General features: G+C 61.2%; 16 protein-coding genes. 10 read left to right on the top strand and 6 right to left on the bottom strand.

Annotation, left to right across the window (positions count from 1 at the left end):
- Positions 1-117: 117 nt before the first annotated feature.
- A complete protein-coding gene (locus tag ND528_RS27060) occupies positions 118-1,329 on the top strand; it encodes a response regulator (protein ID WP_130912326.1) in 1,212 nt (403 codons plus the stop codon).
- Positions 1,330-1,464: 135 nt separating this feature from the next.
- Here ND528_RS27060 and ND528_RS27055 read toward each other — a convergent pair whose 3' ends face one another.
- Both ND528_RS27055 and desA read right to left on the bottom strand, forming a co-directional pair.
- Complete coding sequence (locus ND528_RS27055) at positions 1,465-2,454, bottom strand: GGDEF domain-containing protein (RefSeq protein ID WP_130912329.1); 990 nt, start codon at positions 2,452-2,454, stop codon at positions 1,465-1,467.
- A gap of 210 nt (positions 2,455-2,664) precedes the next feature.
- Positions 2,665-3,849, bottom strand: coding sequence for a delta-9 fatty acid desaturase DesA (gene desA / locus ND528_RS27050; RefSeq protein ID WP_039756329.1), 1,185 nt, complete (start codon positions 3,847-3,849; stop codon positions 2,665-2,667).
- Between the two features lie 147 nt (positions 3,850-3,996).
- Here desA and dibA point away from each other — a divergent pair, with 147 nt between their 5' ends.
- The 6 genes from dibA (at position 3,997) to ND528_RS27020 (ending at position 10,361) form a co-directional block, all read left to right on the top strand.
- Positions 3,997-5,916 (top strand): phosphodiesterase DibA, encoded by a 1,920-nt coding sequence (dibA, locus tag ND528_RS27045; RefSeq protein WP_263471647.1) that lies wholly within the window; start codon positions 3,997-3,999, stop codon positions 5,914-5,916.
- 286 nt (positions 5,917-6,202) lie between these two features.
- Positions 6,203-6,385 carry a sulfur starvation response protein OscA gene (gene oscA, locus ND528_RS27040; protein ID WP_007917682.1) on the top strand — a complete coding sequence of 61 codons (183 nt, stop codon included), beginning with the start codon at positions 6,203-6,205 and terminating at the stop codon, positions 6,383-6,385.
- 139 nt (positions 6,386-6,524) lie between these two features.
- Entirely contained in the window at positions 6,525-7,538 is a 1,014-nt protein-coding gene (locus ND528_RS27035) for a sulfate ABC transporter substrate-binding protein (RefSeq protein WP_024011134.1), read from the top strand.
- Between the two features lie 126 nt (positions 7,539-7,664).
- Positions 7,665-8,483: a sulfate ABC transporter permease subunit CysT gene (gene cysT, locus ND528_RS27030; protein ID WP_137215019.1), complete on the top strand. Its 819-nt coding sequence runs from the start codon at positions 7,665-7,667 to the stop codon at positions 8,481-8,483.
- Between the two features lie 12 nt (positions 8,484-8,495).
- Complete coding sequence (gene cysW / locus ND528_RS27025; protein WP_007917679.1) at positions 8,496-9,368, top strand: sulfate ABC transporter permease subunit CysW; 873 nt, start codon at positions 8,496-8,498, stop codon at positions 9,366-9,368.
- 3 nt (positions 9,369-9,371) lie between these two features.
- Positions 9,372-10,361, top strand: a complete 990-nt coding sequence (locus ND528_RS27020; protein WP_024011135.1) for a sulfate/molybdate ABC transporter ATP-binding protein — start codon at positions 9,372-9,374, stop codon at positions 10,359-10,361.
- Positions 10,362-10,443: 82 nt separating this feature from the next.
- On the opposite strand, the gene ND528_RS27015 is transcribed toward ND528_RS27020, so the two are convergent.
- Positions 10,444-10,968, bottom strand: coding sequence for an Mpo1 family 2-hydroxy fatty acid dioxygenase (locus ND528_RS27015; protein ID WP_137215021.1), 525 nt, complete (start codon positions 10,966-10,968; stop codon positions 10,444-10,446).
- Between the two features lie 84 nt (positions 10,969-11,052).
- Here ND528_RS27015 and ND528_RS27010 point away from each other — a divergent pair, with 84 nt between their 5' ends.
- Positions 11,053-11,730, top strand: coding sequence for a Crp/Fnr family transcriptional regulator (locus ND528_RS27010; RefSeq protein WP_122698853.1), 678 nt, complete (start codon positions 11,053-11,055; stop codon positions 11,728-11,730).
- Positions 11,731-11,889: 159 nt separating this feature from the next.
- On the opposite strand, the gene uraH is transcribed toward ND528_RS27010, so the two are convergent.
- Both uraH and ND528_RS27000 read right to left on the bottom strand, forming a co-directional pair.
- A complete protein-coding gene (uraH, locus tag ND528_RS27005) occupies positions 11,890-12,300 on the bottom strand; it encodes a hydroxyisourate hydrolase (RefSeq protein ID WP_039756340.1) in 411 nt (136 codons plus the stop codon).
- An 11-nt stretch (positions 12,301-12,311) separates the two neighbouring features.
- On the bottom strand, positions 12,312-12,797 hold the full coding sequence (locus tag ND528_RS27000) for a GlcG/HbpS family heme-binding protein (RefSeq protein ID WP_130912254.1): 486 nt from the start codon (positions 12,795-12,797) through the stop codon (positions 12,312-12,314).
- 136 nt (positions 12,798-12,933) lie between these two features.
- Here ND528_RS27000 and ND528_RS26995 point away from each other — a divergent pair, with 136 nt between their 5' ends.
- Positions 12,934-13,614 (top strand): heavy metal response regulator transcription factor, encoded by a 681-nt coding sequence (locus ND528_RS26995; protein WP_041477440.1) that lies wholly within the window; start codon positions 12,934-12,936, stop codon positions 13,612-13,614.
- A complete protein-coding gene (locus tag ND528_RS26990; protein WP_263471646.1) occupies positions 13,604-14,989 on the top strand; it encodes a heavy metal sensor histidine kinase in 1,386 nt (461 codons plus the stop codon). Before ND528_RS26995 ends, ND528_RS26990 begins: the two co-directional genes overlap by 11 nt.
- 103 nt (positions 14,990-15,092) lie before the next feature.
- Here ND528_RS26990 and ND528_RS26985 read toward each other — a convergent pair whose 3' ends face one another.
- Positions 15,093-16,097 (bottom strand): AraC family transcriptional regulator, encoded by a 1,005-nt coding sequence (locus ND528_RS26985; protein ID WP_137215025.1) that lies wholly within the window; start codon positions 16,095-16,097, stop codon positions 15,093-15,095.
- Positions 16,098-16,179 lie beyond the last annotated feature (82 nt).

Genomic DNA, 16,179 nt, shown 5'->3' with positions numbered 1-16,179 from the left:
CTCGACAAAAACCCGCTTCGGCGGGTTTTTTTTGCCCCTTGAAACATATCGGACCTGTTAGCGCTGTATCGGATCGCCAGCATTGGCTAAGGTTCAGGCATTGCAAGGAGAGCGCGCATGACTGCCGTTGATTTACCCGCCGTACCCCGGGTGCTGATTGCCGAGGCTGATCCCTGGTCCCGCGACCTGCTCAAACAAGTGCTGCTCAATGTGCGCTGCGATGCGCGGCTGGATTTGTGTGCCGACGGTCAGCAGGCAATGTCGTTGCTCAGCGAGGTGCCCTATGACCTGGCCATCGTTGATTGGGAGCTGCCTGGCATCGACGGATTGCATGTGCTGCGCAGCGTCCGCCAGCGCAAACGCAATCCGCCGCTGCCGTTCATTCTGATGAGCAGCCGCAACGACAGCGCCAGCGTGCGCGAAGCGATTCCGCTGGCGCCGACGGCGTACCTGACCAAACCGTTGAACATGGAAGGCCTGACCGAGCGCTTGCAGGGCTTGCTGCTCAACGCTGGCGAAGCAGTGGTTTGCGAAGTGCCGGCACTGGCGCCGGGCATGACCCTGTCGGTGTTCCTTGAGCGGCGTCGCGAGCAGGCCGATGGCGCGCCGTTGATGACCGACGTGCAAGTGGCGGTCAAGCGCAGCCTCAATCCCGAGGGGCTGGACCTCAAGCTGCTGGAAGAAGAGGTCCGCACCGATCCGCAGATTACTGCCGTGCTGATCGCAGCCGCCAACAGTGCCGCGCAACACTACGGCGCGCCGGTGCAAACCCTGGCCCAAGCGCTGCACCGACTCGGCACCGGGCAGAGCATGAACCTGATTCTCGGCCTGGCGCTCAAACGCAGCGCGCGGCTCAGCGATCCATGCCTGGCGGATTACGCCGAGCGCTATTGGGGGCTGTCACTGCACACGGCGGAATACGCCCGCACGCTGGCGCGCCTGCTCGATCTGGATCAGGAGCGCTGCTATTGCGCCGGCATGTTGCATCGGCTCGGCGATCTGGCACTGCTGCGCTGCTTGCAGGAATGGCAGCAAGCCGGCGGCGAGCTGGACGAACTGGAAGAGGTCGGCGAAGCGTTGGCGCAGTTTGGTGCTTCTTATGGCTCGGCATTGCGCACCCGCTGGCGTCTGCCGCTGGAGTTGCGCGAGTTGATTGCTGCGGTCTACCAGCTCGGTGGTGGCGTTTACAGTCGCGAGGCGCTGGTGATGCACATGGCCGCGCAGATGGCGCGGCTCACCGAGCATGAAGGCGTTGAGGAACTGGCGAAGAGCCGGACGGCGCGGTTGCTCAAGATCGGGCTGCCGGAGTTGCTGCGGATGCGCAAATGACAGATCACCACATTCCGATGTGGGAGAGAGCCTGCTCGCGAAGGCGCCAGCGCAGGCAACATTTTTGTTGAAGGTGCGGGCCTCATCGCGGGCAAGCCCGCTCTCACAGGAATTGCGGCAGCCACAAAATACGGGTCAGACCGCAATGATCCGGTTTTTGCCCTGCCGTTTCGCCTCGTACATCGCGGCATCCGCGCGGGCGAACAGGCTGTCCAGGCTCTTGTCTTCGTCGGTGAGGTTGGTCAGGCCCTGGCTAACGGTGATGCTGAATGCTTGCCCTTCGTGGTTGAAGCGCAGTCGCTGGATCTCCTGTTGCAGGCGCTCCGCCACTTGCACGGCCATCTCCGGCGCACAACCGGGGAACACCGCGGCGAACTCCTCACCGCCAATTCGCCCAAACAGGTCGCCACGGCGCAATGAGCCGCGCCCGCATTCGGCGATTCGTTGCAGCACGTTGTCGCCCTCTGGGTGGCCATAGCTGTCGTTGATCACTTTGAAATCGTCGATGTCCAGCAGCAGGAAGGCCAGCGGTGTGCCCTGGCGCCGCGCCTCGGCGAACTCGCGGTGGGCGCATTCGAAGAAGTGGCGGCGATTGCTGCTTTGCGTCAGCACGTCGGTGGTGGCCAAGCGTTGCAGCTCGGTTTCCATGTGTTTTTTGTCGGTGATGTCTTCGGCGATGCCGACGATGATCACCGGCTGCCCTGGCTCGTCCTGGCGATTGATAAAGCATTTGTCGCTGAGCCAGCGCACCTGGCCATCGGCGGCGATGATGCGGTACTCGCGATCTTCCACCGCACCTCGGTGCAGGACTTCGGCAAGGCTTTGTTCAGCGTACTCCAGATCATCGGGGTAAATGCTGTCACGCCACTGGTTGTAGTCAGCCAGCACAAGCGCGGCGGAACGGCCGAAGATCCGTTCATATGCCGGACTGACGTACAGCACCTGCCGGGTTTCCCAGTTGAAAGCCCAGAGCACGGCGTTGACGCTGACCAGCAGCGAACTGATTAACTGTTCGCGCTCGCTCAGGCGCGCGACTTCGCCTTGCGCGTGCATCAGCGCCATCAGCGTTTGCGCGGCCTCGGGCCATTGGGTGAAGGTTGTGTCTTTCTGGTTGTTGTTGACCATCGGCACAAATCTCAAAGGGCGCGCCGCAATGTCGACAACGGCCACAGGACAGCCCGCCGGGATGGCGAAGTGTCATTGAGATAGAGGATTTTCGGCGAAGTTCCCGGCCATTACCGAGTCCCGCCAAGCGGCGAGCTGTAGGAGCTGACGAGTGCAACGAGGCTGCGATCTCTTGATCTTCAGAATCAGAAGATCGCAGCCAGTGTCGGATCAAACCGCCGCAGGACGCAGCGAGTAGGTTTTCAGCTGATCAGCAAAGTCACGCAACGACTGGATGCCACTGGCCTCGGCCTCGTGAATCCATTCCTTGATGGCGGCCAGCATGTCGTGGCCATTGGAACTGGTCTTGACCCAGATCTGCTGCAAAGCCAGGCGCTTTTCGTAAATGACTTTCAGCGCCTGGCTGTGTTCGAGCATGGTCTGGATGCGCAGGTGATGACGGTCTTCCAGCAGGCTGGTTTCCCGCGACAGCAGGCGTTTGGCCCGGTGGAACTGGTGGCGCACCGAATGATCGACCTTGGCCAGCTCTTGCTTGACCAGCGGGCCGATCACCAATTTGCGGTACTGGGCCATGATCTGGAAGCGGTTGTTGAGGATCGCCATGGCGGTGTCCATGTCCAGGCTGCCCTTGCCTTCGACGCGGTGGGCAATCGGTGCGACCCGCTGCACCTTGGCCAGACGCAGGAAGCAGAAGACCTTGATCCACGCCCAGCCGAGGTCGAATTCCCACTTCTTTACCGACAGCTTGGCCGAGTTGGGGTAGGTGTGATGGTTGTTGTGCAGCTCTTCGCCGCCGATCAGGATGCCCCACGGCACCAGATTGGTCGCCGCGTCACGGCATTCGAAATTGCGGTAGCCGACGGCATGGCCCAAGCCGTTGATCACGCCAGCGGCCCACACTGGAATCCACATCATCTGGATCGCCCAGATGGTGATGCCGATGGTGCCGAACAGCAGCAGGTCGATTACGCCCATGATCGCCACGCCCAGCAGCGGATAGCGGCTGTAGACGTTGCGTTCGATCCAGTCTTCCGGGCAGTTCTTGCCGTAGATGCGCAGGGTTTCCGGGTTCTGCGCTTCGCTGCGATACAGCTCGGCGCCGGTGCGCAGCACCGTGGACAGGCCCTTGATGACCGGGCTGTGCGGGTCATCTTCGGTTTCGCATTTGGCGTGGTGTTTACGGTGGATGGCGGTCCACTCGCGGGTGTTCTGCGCCGTGGTCAGCCACAGCCAGAAACGGAAAAAGTGCTTGAGACCCGCATTCAGCTCGAGCGAGCGGTGGGCCGAGTAACGGTGCAGATAGACCGTGACGGCAACAATCGTCACATGGGTCATCAGCAGGGTGACCGCGACCAGTGACCAGGCCGACAAGCCAAGAAAACCTTCGTACCACATAGGCTATAGGGCCCTCGATAAAGATAAAAACAGCCGTTGCATTATCACTAAGCACACAGATAAAACCAGTCGCCCTTTCAGATAAGAAGTCGCTGAATGTTTCTTCACCTATAATTCCAACCTTTTTGTAGGGACATGGACGACCGAATGTCTGCGACTTACCGCGATGCCTTGCGTGCAGCGCTGCTCTACATCGTCCTCGCCGCCGTATGGCTGCAGGTTTCCGATCATTTATTAAGCAGATTCTTCGATGACTCCAGTGCGCTGGCCCACTGGCAACTGATCAACGGTTATCTGCTGGCAGCCGTCAGCGCCGGGCTGATTTTCCTCGCCCGGGCGCGGCTGTGTCGGTTTCTCGGCATCGGGGCCCGCCTGCGCGAGCGCCACAGCGACCGTGAGCGTCTTCGTCAGGCGGCGGCCGTGTTCGACTGCACCCGTGAAGGCGTACTGGTCACCGATCATCGGGGCCTGATCGTTCACGTCAACCGCGCCTTTATCGAGATCACCGGTTATCGGCGCGATGAGGTGATCGGTCAGCAGCCCAGTCTGTTCAAGTCCGGTCATCATCCGCCGGGCTTCTATCAGGCAATGTTCGCAACCCTTGAAGCCGCAGGTGAATGGAGCGGCGAGATCTGGAACCGGCGCAAGACCGGCGAGATTTATCCACAGTGGCAGACCATCCGGGTGATTCACGATGATTTCGGCCGGCTCAGCCATTACGTGGCAGTGTTCTCCGACATCAGTGCGATCAAGGATTCCGAGTCCGAGCTCAAACACCTGGCGCATCACGATCCTTTGACCGATCTGCCCAATCGCCTGCTGTTCAGCGACCGCGCCGAGCAGGCGTTGGCATCGGCGCAGGCGCACAAGCGTGGCTGCGCGCTACTGATGCTCGATCTGGATCACTTCAAGATGATCAACGACAGCCTCGGGCATAACGTCGGCGACCGCTTGCTGAAAGCGGTGGCGACGCGTTTGCAGGATCTGTTCGGCGCCGGCATCACCCTGGCACGGCTGGGTGGTGACGAGTTCGCGGTGCTCGCGGAAAGTTGTCCACAGCCGGCTCAGGCCGCTGGGCTGGCGCAACGGGCTCTGGACGCCTTGAAGGAGCCGATGCTGGTAGATGGCAATCAACTGTTCATCAACGCCAGCATCGGCATCAGCCTGTTTCCCAGCGATGCCCTGAGCGCCGAGCAGTTGTTGCGCAACGCCGACAGCGCGCTGTTCAAGGCCAAAAGCGCCGGGCGCAACGGCTACGCGCTGTACACCGAAGAGCTGACCGCACATGCCCAGCAAAGGGTCGAAATCGCCTTCGAACTGCGCCGCGCACTGGAGCAGGAGGAACTGCGTGTCTACTACCAACCGGTGCATGACCTGCAAAGCGGCCGTCTGATCGGCGTTGAGGCACTGGTGCGTTGGCAGCATCCGCAGCGCGGCCTGGTGTCGCCGGCGGAGTTCATTCCGATTGCCGAGCGCACCGGGCTGATCGCCGAGATCGATGCCTGGGTGATGCAGCAGGCCTGCCGGCAGATGTGCCAATGGCAGCAGAGCGGTGTGGTGCTGGCGTTCGTCGCGGTTAATGTCTCCTCGCGGCTGTTTGCCCGGCGTGAGCTTTATCAGCAGGTAGCGCAGGTGCTGCACGACACGGGGCTGGATCCGGCGTATCTGGAACTGGAAGTTACCGAAAGTGCGGTGATGGATGATCCGGAAGTGGCGCTGGAACAGATGCATCGCTTGCGCGAGCTGGGTGTGCGTCTGGCCATCGATGATTTCGGGACCGGCTATTCGTCGTTGCTGCGGCTCAAGCGCTTGCCGGTACAGAAGCTCAAGATCGATCAGGGCTTCGTCGCAGGGTTGCCGTGGGATGAGGATGACGTGGCGATTGTCCGGGTGATAATCGCGCTGGCCCGCAGCATGGGCATGCAGGTCCATGCCGAAGGGATCGAACAGGCTGAGCAGGCGGCATTTCTGTTGGCGCAGGAATGCGATCTGGGGCAGGGCTACTGGTTTGGGCGGCCGGTGTCTGCGGATCGGCTTGATTGGGCGAAAACGCCATTGATTGGCTGAATAGGCCATATGGCTTGTGGCGAGGGGATTTATCCCCGTTGGACTGCGTAGCAGTCCCATTTTTTGGGGTCGCTTCGCGACCCAACGGGGATAAATCCCCTCTCCACGAGTTCTCTTGACGATTTCAAATCAGCGCAAACCCCTTGCCCTCGCTCATATTATTTTCTGGTTATATAAACATTCTTAAATAGTCTTTTTAAGAATATCCATGCCTCTCTTATATTGCTCCCACGCCGAACGCAGTGCCGCCCACTGCCAGGCAAATCCCCTTCAAAGGAGCAGCACCATGAGCGCATCCCTTCGCAGCGTTGACGGTCAGGACGAAAGCACCATCTTGCGTGAAATCCAGAGCGCCCTGCGCGATCTGCGGTTCGGCGCGGTGGAGATCACTGTGCACAACGCGCAAGTCGTACAGATCGAACGCAAAGAGAAATTCCGTTTGCAGCAACCCGGTAAGCAACCGGGCTGAGATCAAAAGATCGCAGCCTTCGGCGGCTCCTACAGGGGGCTGTGTGCAGGAGCTGGCGAAGGCGGCGATCTTTGAAACGGGACCGATTCCAGCAATACATAAGAAAAAGCCACCACCAGGAATTCCAGGAGCTTTCACCATGTCGTCGATTCGCCGTTATGCTTTGGCCGCGCTGGCCAGTGCCGTGTTTGCCGGTTCCGCCGTTGCCAAGGATTACGAGCTGCTCAACGTGTCGTATGACCCGACGCGGGAGCTGTATCAGGAATACAACGCCGAATTCATCAAGTTCTGGCAGCAGGATCATGCCGGCGACACGGTGAAAATCCAGCAGTCCCATGGCGGTTCGGGCAAGCAGGGCCGTGCGGTGATCGACGGTCTGCGTGCTGACGTGGTGACCCTGGCCCTGGCTGGCGACATCGATGAAATCGCCAAGCTCGGCAAGAGCCTGCCGGCCGACTGGCAGAAGCGTCTGCCGGAGGCGAGCACGCCGTACACCTCGACCATCGTGTTCCTGGTGCGCAAGGGCAACCCGAAAGGCATCAAGGACTGGGGCGATCTGGTCAAGAACGATGTCTCGGTGATCACGCCAAACCCGAAAACCTCGGGCGGTGCGCGCTGGAACTTTCTCGCCGCGTGGGCCTATGGCCTGAAAGCCAACGGCGGAGATGAAGCCAAGGCCAAGGAATATGTACAAACCCTGTTCAAGCATGTGCCGATCCTCGACACTGGCGCCCGTGGTTCGACCATCACCTTCGTCAACAACGGTCAGGGCGATGTGTTGCTGGCCTGGGAGAACGAAGCATTCCTGGCGCTGAAAGAAGACGGCGGCGCAGACAAGTTCGACATCGTCGTGCCGTCGCTGTCGATTCTTGCCGAACCACCCGTGGCGGTGGTCGACAAGAATGCCGAGAAGAAGGGCAACGCGCAGATCGCCGAAGCCTACCTCAAGCATCTGTACAGCCCGGCCGGCCAGGAAATCGCCGCGAAAAACTTCTATCGTCCACGTGACAAGGACGTAGCGGCCAAGTACGCCCAGCAGTTCCCGAAACTGGAATTGGTGACCATCGACAAGGACTTCGGCGGCTGGAAATCCGCGCAGCCGAAATTCTTCAACGACGGCGGCGTGTTCGACCAGATTTATCAGGCGCAGTAATCTCGCCTTCAACCGGCCTGATGTCTGGGCACATGACATGTGGGACTGAGCTTTTGTGGTGAGGGGATAAATCCCCTCACCACAGGGCTCACTCCCACATTGATGCGTTTTCAACCAGGGACTTTTATGTCGCGTCGTATCTCCCCCGTCATACCCGGCTTCGGGCTGACGCTGGGTTACACCTTGGTGTACCTCAGCCTGATTGTGCTTATCCCGCTGGCGGCGATGTTCGTCCACGCCGCCCAGCTGACCTGGGATCAGTTCTGGACGATCATCTCCGCACCGCGGGTACTGGCGGCATTGAAGCTGAGCTTCGGCACCGCACTGTGTGCGGCGATCATCAATGGCATCATCGGCACGCTACTGGCGTGGGTGCTGGTGCGCTACACGTTCCCGGGGCGCAAGGTGATCGACGCGATGATCGATCTGCCGTTCGCCTTGCCCACCGCCGTGGCAGGTATCGCGCTGACGGCGCTGTATACGCCTACCGGTCTGGTCGGCCAGTTCGCCGCCGACCTTGGTTTCAAGATCGCCTACACGCCGCTTGGCATCACCCTCGCGCTGACCTTCGTGACCTTGCCGTTCGTGGTGCGCACGGTGCAACCGGTGCTGGCCGATATTCCCCGTGAGGTCGAAGAAGCAGCCGCGTGCCTAGGTGCCAAGCCATGGCAGGTATTTCGCCACATTCTGGTTCCGGCCTTGCTGCCCGCCTGGCTGACCGGTTTTGCGCTGGCGTTCGCGCGTGGCGTCGGTGAGTACGGTTCGGTGATTTTCATTGCCGGCAACATGCCGATGAAAACCGAGATCCTGCCGCTGCTGATCATGGTCAAACTCGACCAGTACGATTACACCGGCGCTACCGCCATCGGCGTACTGATGCTGGTGGTTTCCTTCATCCTGTTGCTGCTGATCAACTTGCTGCAGCGGCGCATCGAAACCCCCTAAGGAGGCGCGAACATGTCCCAATCGTCCATTGCGGCCGCCTCTTCGGCCAACGCTGCGCGCCGTGGCAGTGCCACTTCGCGCAGAATCCTGATCGGTCTTGGCTGGCTGATCTTTTTCCTGTTTCTGCTGCTGCCGTTGTTCATAGTGGTGTCGCAGGGTTTGAAGAATGGCCTTGGCGCATTCTTCACCGCGATCTTTGAGCCGGACGCGCTTTCGGCATTGAAACTCACCGTGTTCGCGGTGCTGATTTCGGTGCCGCTGAACCTGGTGTTCGGCGTCAGTGCGGCATGGTGCGTGAGCAAATACTCGTTCCGTGGCAAGAGCATGCTGGTCACGCTGATCGACCTGCCGTTCTCGGTATCGCCGGTGATCGCCGGTCTGGTCTACGTATTGATGTTCGGCGCTCAGGGCCTGTTCGGGCCATGGCTGCAGGATCACGACATCCAGATCGTCTTCGCCCTGCCGGGCATTGTGCTGGCGACGATTTTCGTCACCGTGCCGTTCGTGGCCCGTGAACTGATTCCGCTGATGCAGGAACAAGGCACCCAGGAGGAAGAAGCCGCGCGCCTGCTCGGGGCCAACGGCTGGCAGATGTTCTGGCACGTCACCGTGCCGAACATCAAGTGGGGGCTGATTTACGGCGTGGTGCTGTGTACCGCGCGGGCCATGGGCGAGTTCGGTGCGGTGTCGGTGGTTTCCGGGCACATTCGCGGGGTGACCAACACCTTGCCGCTGCACGTCGAGATCCTCTACAACGAATACAACCACGTGGCCGCGTTCGCCGTGGCGAGCCTGTTGCTGATCCTGGCGCTCTTCATCCTGCTGCTCAAGCAGTGGAGCGAAAACCGTATCAACCGCCTGCGCGCCAGCGCCGCGGAGGAATAATTCATGTCGATCGAAGTGCGTAACGTCAGCAAGAATTTCAACGCGTTCAAGGCGCTGGACAACATCAGCCTGGATATCCACAGCGGTGAGCTGGTCGCGCTGCTTGGTCCGTCGGGCTGCGGCAAAACCACCTTGCTGCGCATTATTGCCGGTCTGGAAACCCCGGATCAGGGCAACATCGTTTTTCACGGCGAGGACGTTTCCGGCCACGATGTGCGTGATCGCAACGTCGGTTTCGTGTTCCAGCATTACGCCTTGTTCCGCCACATGACGGTGTTTGACAACGTCGCGTTCGGCCTGCGCATGAAACCGAAAAACCAGCGCCCGAGCGAAAGCCAGATCGCCACCAAGGTTCACGAACTGCTGAACATGGTGCAACTGGACTGGCTGTCGGATCGCTACCCGGAGCAGTTGTCCGGTGGCCAGCGTCAGCGTATCGCCTTGGCCCGTGCCTTGGCGGTGGAGCCGAAAGTGCTGCTGCTCGACGAGCCTTTCGGCGCGCTCGACGCCAAGGTGCGCAAGGAACTGCGGCGCTGGCTGGCGCGGCTGCACGAAGACATCAACCTGACTTCAGTGTTTGTGACCCACGACCAGGAAGAAGCGATGGAAGTCGCCGACCGCATCGTGGTGATGAACAAGGGTGTGATCGAGCAGATCGGCTCACCGGGCGACGTCTACGAAAACCCGGCCAGCGACTTCGTTTATCACTTCCTCGGCGACTCGAACCGCTTGCTGCTGAGCGACGACAATCACGTGCTGTTCCGCCCGCACGAAGTGTCATTATCCAGGCATGAGCTGGAAGATCACCATGCCGCTGAAGTGCGCGATATCCGCCCGCTGGGCGCGACTACGCGGGTGACCTTGAAAGTGGAGGGGCAGACCGATCTGATCGAAGCGGAAGTGGTCAAGGATCACGACAGCCTGATCGGGTTGGCCAAGGGTGAGACCTTGTTCTTCAAGCCGAAGGTCTGGCAGAAAGTCGCCAATATTTAAAGGCAAAAGCTTCGCGAGCAGGCTCGCTCCCACAGGGAAAACTCATTCCAAATGTGGGAGCAAGCCTGCTCGCGAATACGATTTAGACAGCAGCGCGATTCGGATTGACCCGCACCACCCCCGCCCGCAACTCGATCTCTTGTTTCAATTCCTGCCGCAGCCCGAGCAAAAACGCCAGCTCGGCCACGACAAACAACGGCCCGACAATCAGCCCGCTGATGTCATCGACAAACGCCGGTTTGCGCCCTTCATAGTGATGCCCGACAAACTGGATCACCCAGCCGATCACGAACATCGCCAGGCCGCTGCTCAGCCAGACCATGGTGCTCTGCTGCGCCAGTGCATGCCCGGCCCAGACTGACAGGCCCATCAGTACGGTCATCAATACGCCGAGTTTCAATTCCAGGCGCAGGTAAAACCACGCCGAGGCCAGCGCTAAAAAAACCGCCGGAGATATCCACAACCCGCCCAGCGCCCACTGCGGCCGAGACAGCAGGACAGCCACCGCCACCACGATCAGCGGAATGCCGATAAAGTGGCTGGCGATGTTGCGCGGGTCGCGGTGATAGGCGGCGTATTGACTGAGATGGTCGACGAGGCTTTTCATTGTTGTTCCTCCAGTGGGGTTGAAGGCATCATCCCTCGGGATCCGCGCTCGCTCTGTCGGGCAGGCGACACTCCAGGAGTGGTTATGCAAATTCGTGCACGGTTGCTCAGTGGCCAGTGGTTCAGTCATCTGCCTGCATCTTTTCAGGATAGCCTGCTGGCGTTGGCCCGAGAGCGGCGGCTGACGGCGGGACAACGGCTGTTCCAGCGTGGCGATGCGCCGTGCGGTCTGTACGCGGTGCTCGATGGCGCCGTACGCATCGGGGCGGTCAGCGAGCAGGGCAAGGAGGCGTTGCTGAGTCTGGTGGAGGCGCCGCACTGGTTCGGCGAAATCTGCCTGTTCGATGGCCAGCCACGTACGCACGATGCCTATGCGGTCGGGCCGTGTACCTTGCTGAATATTCCCCAGGCGGCGTTGCTCAAACTGCTCGACGAACAGCCGCAGTACTGGCGGCATCTGGCGCTGTTGATGAGCCACAAGTTGCGCCTGGCGTTCATCAATCTTGAACAACTGAGCCTGCTGCCGGCCCCGGCGCGCTTGGCTCATCGCTTGTTAATGATCGCCGAAGGCTACGGCGAACTCGACGCACCGCGTCGGGTGCTGCAACTGCCGCAGGAGCAATTGGCCGCAATGCTGTCACTGTCGCGGCAGACCACCAATCAGATCCTCAAGGATCTGCAGGGGCAGGGGATTATCGGGTTGGCCTACGGCGAGATCGAAATCCTCGATGCCGCAAGACTGCGTGCCCTGGCCACGATCTAAAAACTCACGCCGATCCAATGTCGGAACTGGCACCTGTGGCGAGGGGATTTATCCCCGCTGGGGCGCGCAGCGGCCCTGAAAAAGGGACTGCTGCGCACTCCAGCGGGGATAAATCCCCTCACCACAAAGGCTCACTCCTACGAAGGATCTGCGTTTGGATTACGAGCCGCGATAGGTCGAGAAACCGTACGGGCTCAGCAGCAGCGGGATGTGGTAGTGCTGATCAGTCTGCTTGACCTGGAAGATCACCGGAATTTCCGGGAAGAACGTCTCGTGCTTGATCTTCTGGTAGTACTCGCCGGTCTTGAACACCACGCGGTATTCACCTGCTTCAAAAGGCTGTTTGGCCGGGAACAGTTCGGCAATCCGCCCTTGTTCGTTGGTGGTGCCTTGGGCCAGTGGCTGCCAGTTTTCGCCGACGTGTTTTTCCAGAGTGACGTTGATGCCCGGTGACGGTAGGCCGTTTTCCAGGTTGAGCACGTGCACGCTCAGCGGATTGCCGGCGGCCAGCGCCAGGCTGGAAACAGCGCTCAGGCCGAGCACGGCGAGGGTCATGCGCAGGGTGGTCATGGTGGATCTCCTTATTGGGAACGGGTGATGGTCAGGCCGGCTTTGTCGGCGGCGGCGCGGGCGCAGTTTTCGTCTTGTTCACCGCCGCCGGAACCGGCCACGCCCATCGCGCCGACCAGTTCGCTGCCGGCGAACAACGGAATGCCGCCGCCGAGCAATAGCAAATCATCGAGGGTGTTGAGGTTGGCGGTTTCCGGGTTGCTGCGGGCGCGCTCGGCGAACAGCCGCGTCGGCGTCTTGGTCGACAGCGCGGTGTAGGCCTTGCGCTGGCTGGCGGCGGTGTTGTGCGGGCCAACGCCGTCACCACGCAGAGTCACCAGCAGGTTGCCGCCACGGTCGAGCACCGACACCGTGCCGGGGCAACTGCTCATCGCCTTGTCCGCCAGCCAGCGTGCGGTTTTCAGGTCGAGATCGGCGTGGCGCGGCAGTTCTGGCGTGGCGCTCGCGGCGCCACTGAGGCCGAGGATCAGGCTGGCGACAACGTATTTGACGGTCATGTGCAGGCTCCGGTTGGGAAGGTCAGCACCTTAACCGGCGCACTTCGTCAGAACCCCGTCAGGCGGATTACAAGTTTGTAATGGGCAACGGCGGCGAACACGCCTAGCCTGTGTACCTGATCAATCGAGGTGTGCCATGCGTTTGCTGGTCGTAGAAGATGAAGCCAAAACCGCGAATTTCCTCGCCAAGGGCCTGGGCGAGTCGGGTTTCGCCGTGGATGTGGCGCTCAATGGCCTCGACGGCCGCTATTTTATCGAGCAGCAGGAATACGACCTGATCATCCTCGACGTGATGCTGCCCGGCCTCAACGGCTGGCAATTGCTGCAACTGATCCGCCAGCGCGGCGCCACACCGGTGCTGTTTCTCACCGCCAAGGACGCCATTGAAGACCGCGTCCGTGGTCTTGAGCTGGGCGCCGATGACTACCTGCTCAAACCCTTCGCCTTCGCCGAGTTGCTCGCGCGCGTACGCACGCTGCTGCGACGCGGGCCGATGCGCGAAGCCGAGTCGTACAGCATCGCCGACCTGGAAATCGACGTGCTGCGCCGCCGGGTCAGTCGCGGCGGCCAGCGCATTGCCCTGACCAACAAGGAATTCGCCTTGTTGCAACTGCTCGCCAGTCGCCAGGGCGAAGTGCTCTCGCGCACGCTGATCGCCTCGCAGGTGTGGAACCTGAATTTCGACAGCGACACCAACATGGTCGAAGTCGCTGTGCGGCGTCTGCGTGCCAAGGTCGATGACCCGTACATGCCGAAACTTATCCACACCGTGCGCGGCGTCGGTTATCAACTGGAAGCGCCGGACGATGTGGAGTAAGTCGATCGCCTGGCGATTGGCGCTGGCCTTCGCCATGATCTGCGCGCTGGTGCTGAGCGCAATCGGCGTGTTTCTCTACCGCTCGCTGGCCTCGGAATTGGCCTTTCGTGACGACATGGCCCTGCTCGGTCGCCTCGAGCAAGTACGCGCCTTGCTCGCCGACAGCGACAGCCTCGACGCCTTGCAGGCACGGCCACGGCTGTATCAGAACATGCTCGGCAATCTCGACAGTCTGTTGCTGGTGCGCCGGGCCGACGGTTCCAGCGTGATCGCGATCAACCCGCGCCAACGTGAATTGCCGGCGCTCAATGCATTACCGCGAGAACAAATTCCGCAGCGCCGTGACGTGCTCACCTGGCAGGCCAGTGACGGCGCCGAGCTGGCCTTGCTGTCCGGCCTGGCCCAAGGCCCCAATGGTGAAACCCTGACGGTGATCGCCGGCAAAGTGCTCAGCGAGCGCGAGCAGATGCTCGGCAGTTATCGCCTGCGTCTGTATCTGTCCGTCGGCCTCGGCGCGGTGCTCGCGTTTGCTCTGGGCCTGTTATTGCTGCGGCGTGGCTTGCGGCCTTTGCATCAGTTGAGCGAAGCGGTGCGCAGCATCGATCTGCGCAGCCTCGATCGACGCCTGCCCACCGAGGGCACACCGACCGAACTGCGCGAGCCGGTGCACGCGCTCAACACCATGCTGGCGCGGCTGGACGACAGCGTGCAGCGCCTGTCGCAATTCTCCGCCGACCTCGCCCACGAAATCCGCACGCCGCTGCACACCTTGCTCGCCAGCAACGGCCAGGCGCTGAACCATCCGCGCAGCACGGCCGAATATCAGGAAGTGCTGGCCTCGAACATGGAAGAGTTCGAACGGCTCAAGCGCATGGCCGAGAACCTGATGTTCCTCGCCCGCGCCGAACAGGCCGAACGTGCGCTCAATCTGCACACGCTGGACTTGCGCAACGTCGGCGACGAACTCTGCGATTACTTCGAAGCGCTGGCCGATGACCGCGACCTTAAACTGCAAAACCGCATGCACGGCGAATTGCTCGCCGACCAGCAACTGCTGCAACGCGCCCTCGGCAATCTGCTGGCCAATGCCGTACGCCACGCCGACCCCGGCACCCTGATCAGCCTGCAACGGTTCGATGAACCGGGTATGTGCTGGCTGCAAGTGCACAACCACGGCCCGGTCATCGCGCCTGAGCATCTGGGCAAACTGTTCGACCGTTTCTACCGCGTCGATCCTTCACGTGCGGAACCGGGAGATTCGGGTGGCCTGGGTTTGGCGATCGTGCAGTCGATCATGCAATTGCATGGCGGGCGGGTGCGGGTGAGTAGTGATGTGTCGGGAATGGTGTTTGAGTTGGGGTTTGTGGTGAATTGACAGGCCTCTTCGCGAGCAGGCTCGCTCCCACAAGGAAACGCATTCCAACTGTGGGAGCGAGCCTGCTCGCGAAGGCGCTGGATCACACAGTGATGATTTCGGATCAGCGCAACTGATCCCGAAACTGCCCCGGCGTCATCCCGGTCCAGCGCTTGAAGGCGCGGCTGAAGCTGCTGGTGTCAGCGAATCCCAGCAGATAGCTGACTTCACTCAACGAGCACTGCGGGTCACGCAGGTGCAGCAGCGCGAGATTTTCGCGGCTTTCGTTGAGCAGGGTGTCGAAGCGGCAACCTTCATCCGCCAGATGCCGTTGCAGGCTGCGCAGGCTCAGGTGCAAGGCCTGGGCGATGCGTTCGGCGCTCGGTTCGCCTTCGGGCAGTTGTTCTTCAATGGCATCGCGCACCTTGCGCTCCCAGGTCAGCGGTTTGAGCTGGGCGAGGGTGCGTTTGAGTACGGCTTCGTTGTGTTCGGCCAGTTCCGGGTTGGCGTCGTCGAGGTGGCTGTCGAAGTCGCTGAGGGCGAATTCCAGGCGGTCTTCGGCGGCGCAAAAATGCACCGGCGCGCGGAAGACTTTGTGCCATTGCTGGGCATCGCTCGGTTCGGGGCGGCGCAAGTACACCGCCAGCGGTGCGTAGTCACGGCCGAGGCGATTGCGGCAGGTGCGCACGTAGATCGCCGCGAAGGCGTCGATGGCTTCGACTGCCGGCGCCGGGTTGCCGGGCGGGATTTTCAGGCGGAATTGATAGCGGTCTTCGCTGCGGCTCAGCTCCAGTTCCAGCGCATCGCTGACCACCGGGTGATAGCGCACGATGCGTTCGAACACTTCGCGCAAGCTGCCGCTGGCCACCAGCGCATAACCGAGCGCGTGGAAGGTGGTCGGGCTGACAAAACGCGACACGCGCAAGCCCAGCGCCGGGTCGCCGCTGGCTTCAACGGCGAGCGCCCACAGGCGCGTGGTGCCGGACAGCGGATAGCGCGCGTTGGGGTCGTCCATCAGCGCTGGGTCGAGCCCGGCCTGTTGGCACAAGGCAAGGCTGTCCAGCCCCAGCGCATCGAGTTGCTTGCGCAAGGCGCGGGTCCAGCTGGCAAGGGAGGTCGGTTCCTTCATGCGAATTGGCGCGTCCGGTCAACAGGTTGGCGTTCTTGGCTAGCGCGGATCGAACCCCGGCAAGGCACGATGCATTCATCTT

Origin of the sequence: Pseudomonas mercuritolerans (assembly GCF_025706525.1) — a bacterium.
Classification (GTDB): domain Bacteria; phylum Pseudomonadota; class Gammaproteobacteria; order Pseudomonadales; family Pseudomonadaceae; genus Aquipseudomonas; species Aquipseudomonas mercuritolerans.
The sequence above is the reverse complement of the archived record's forward strand: the minus strand, read 5'-3'. Positions and strand labels throughout refer to the sequence as shown.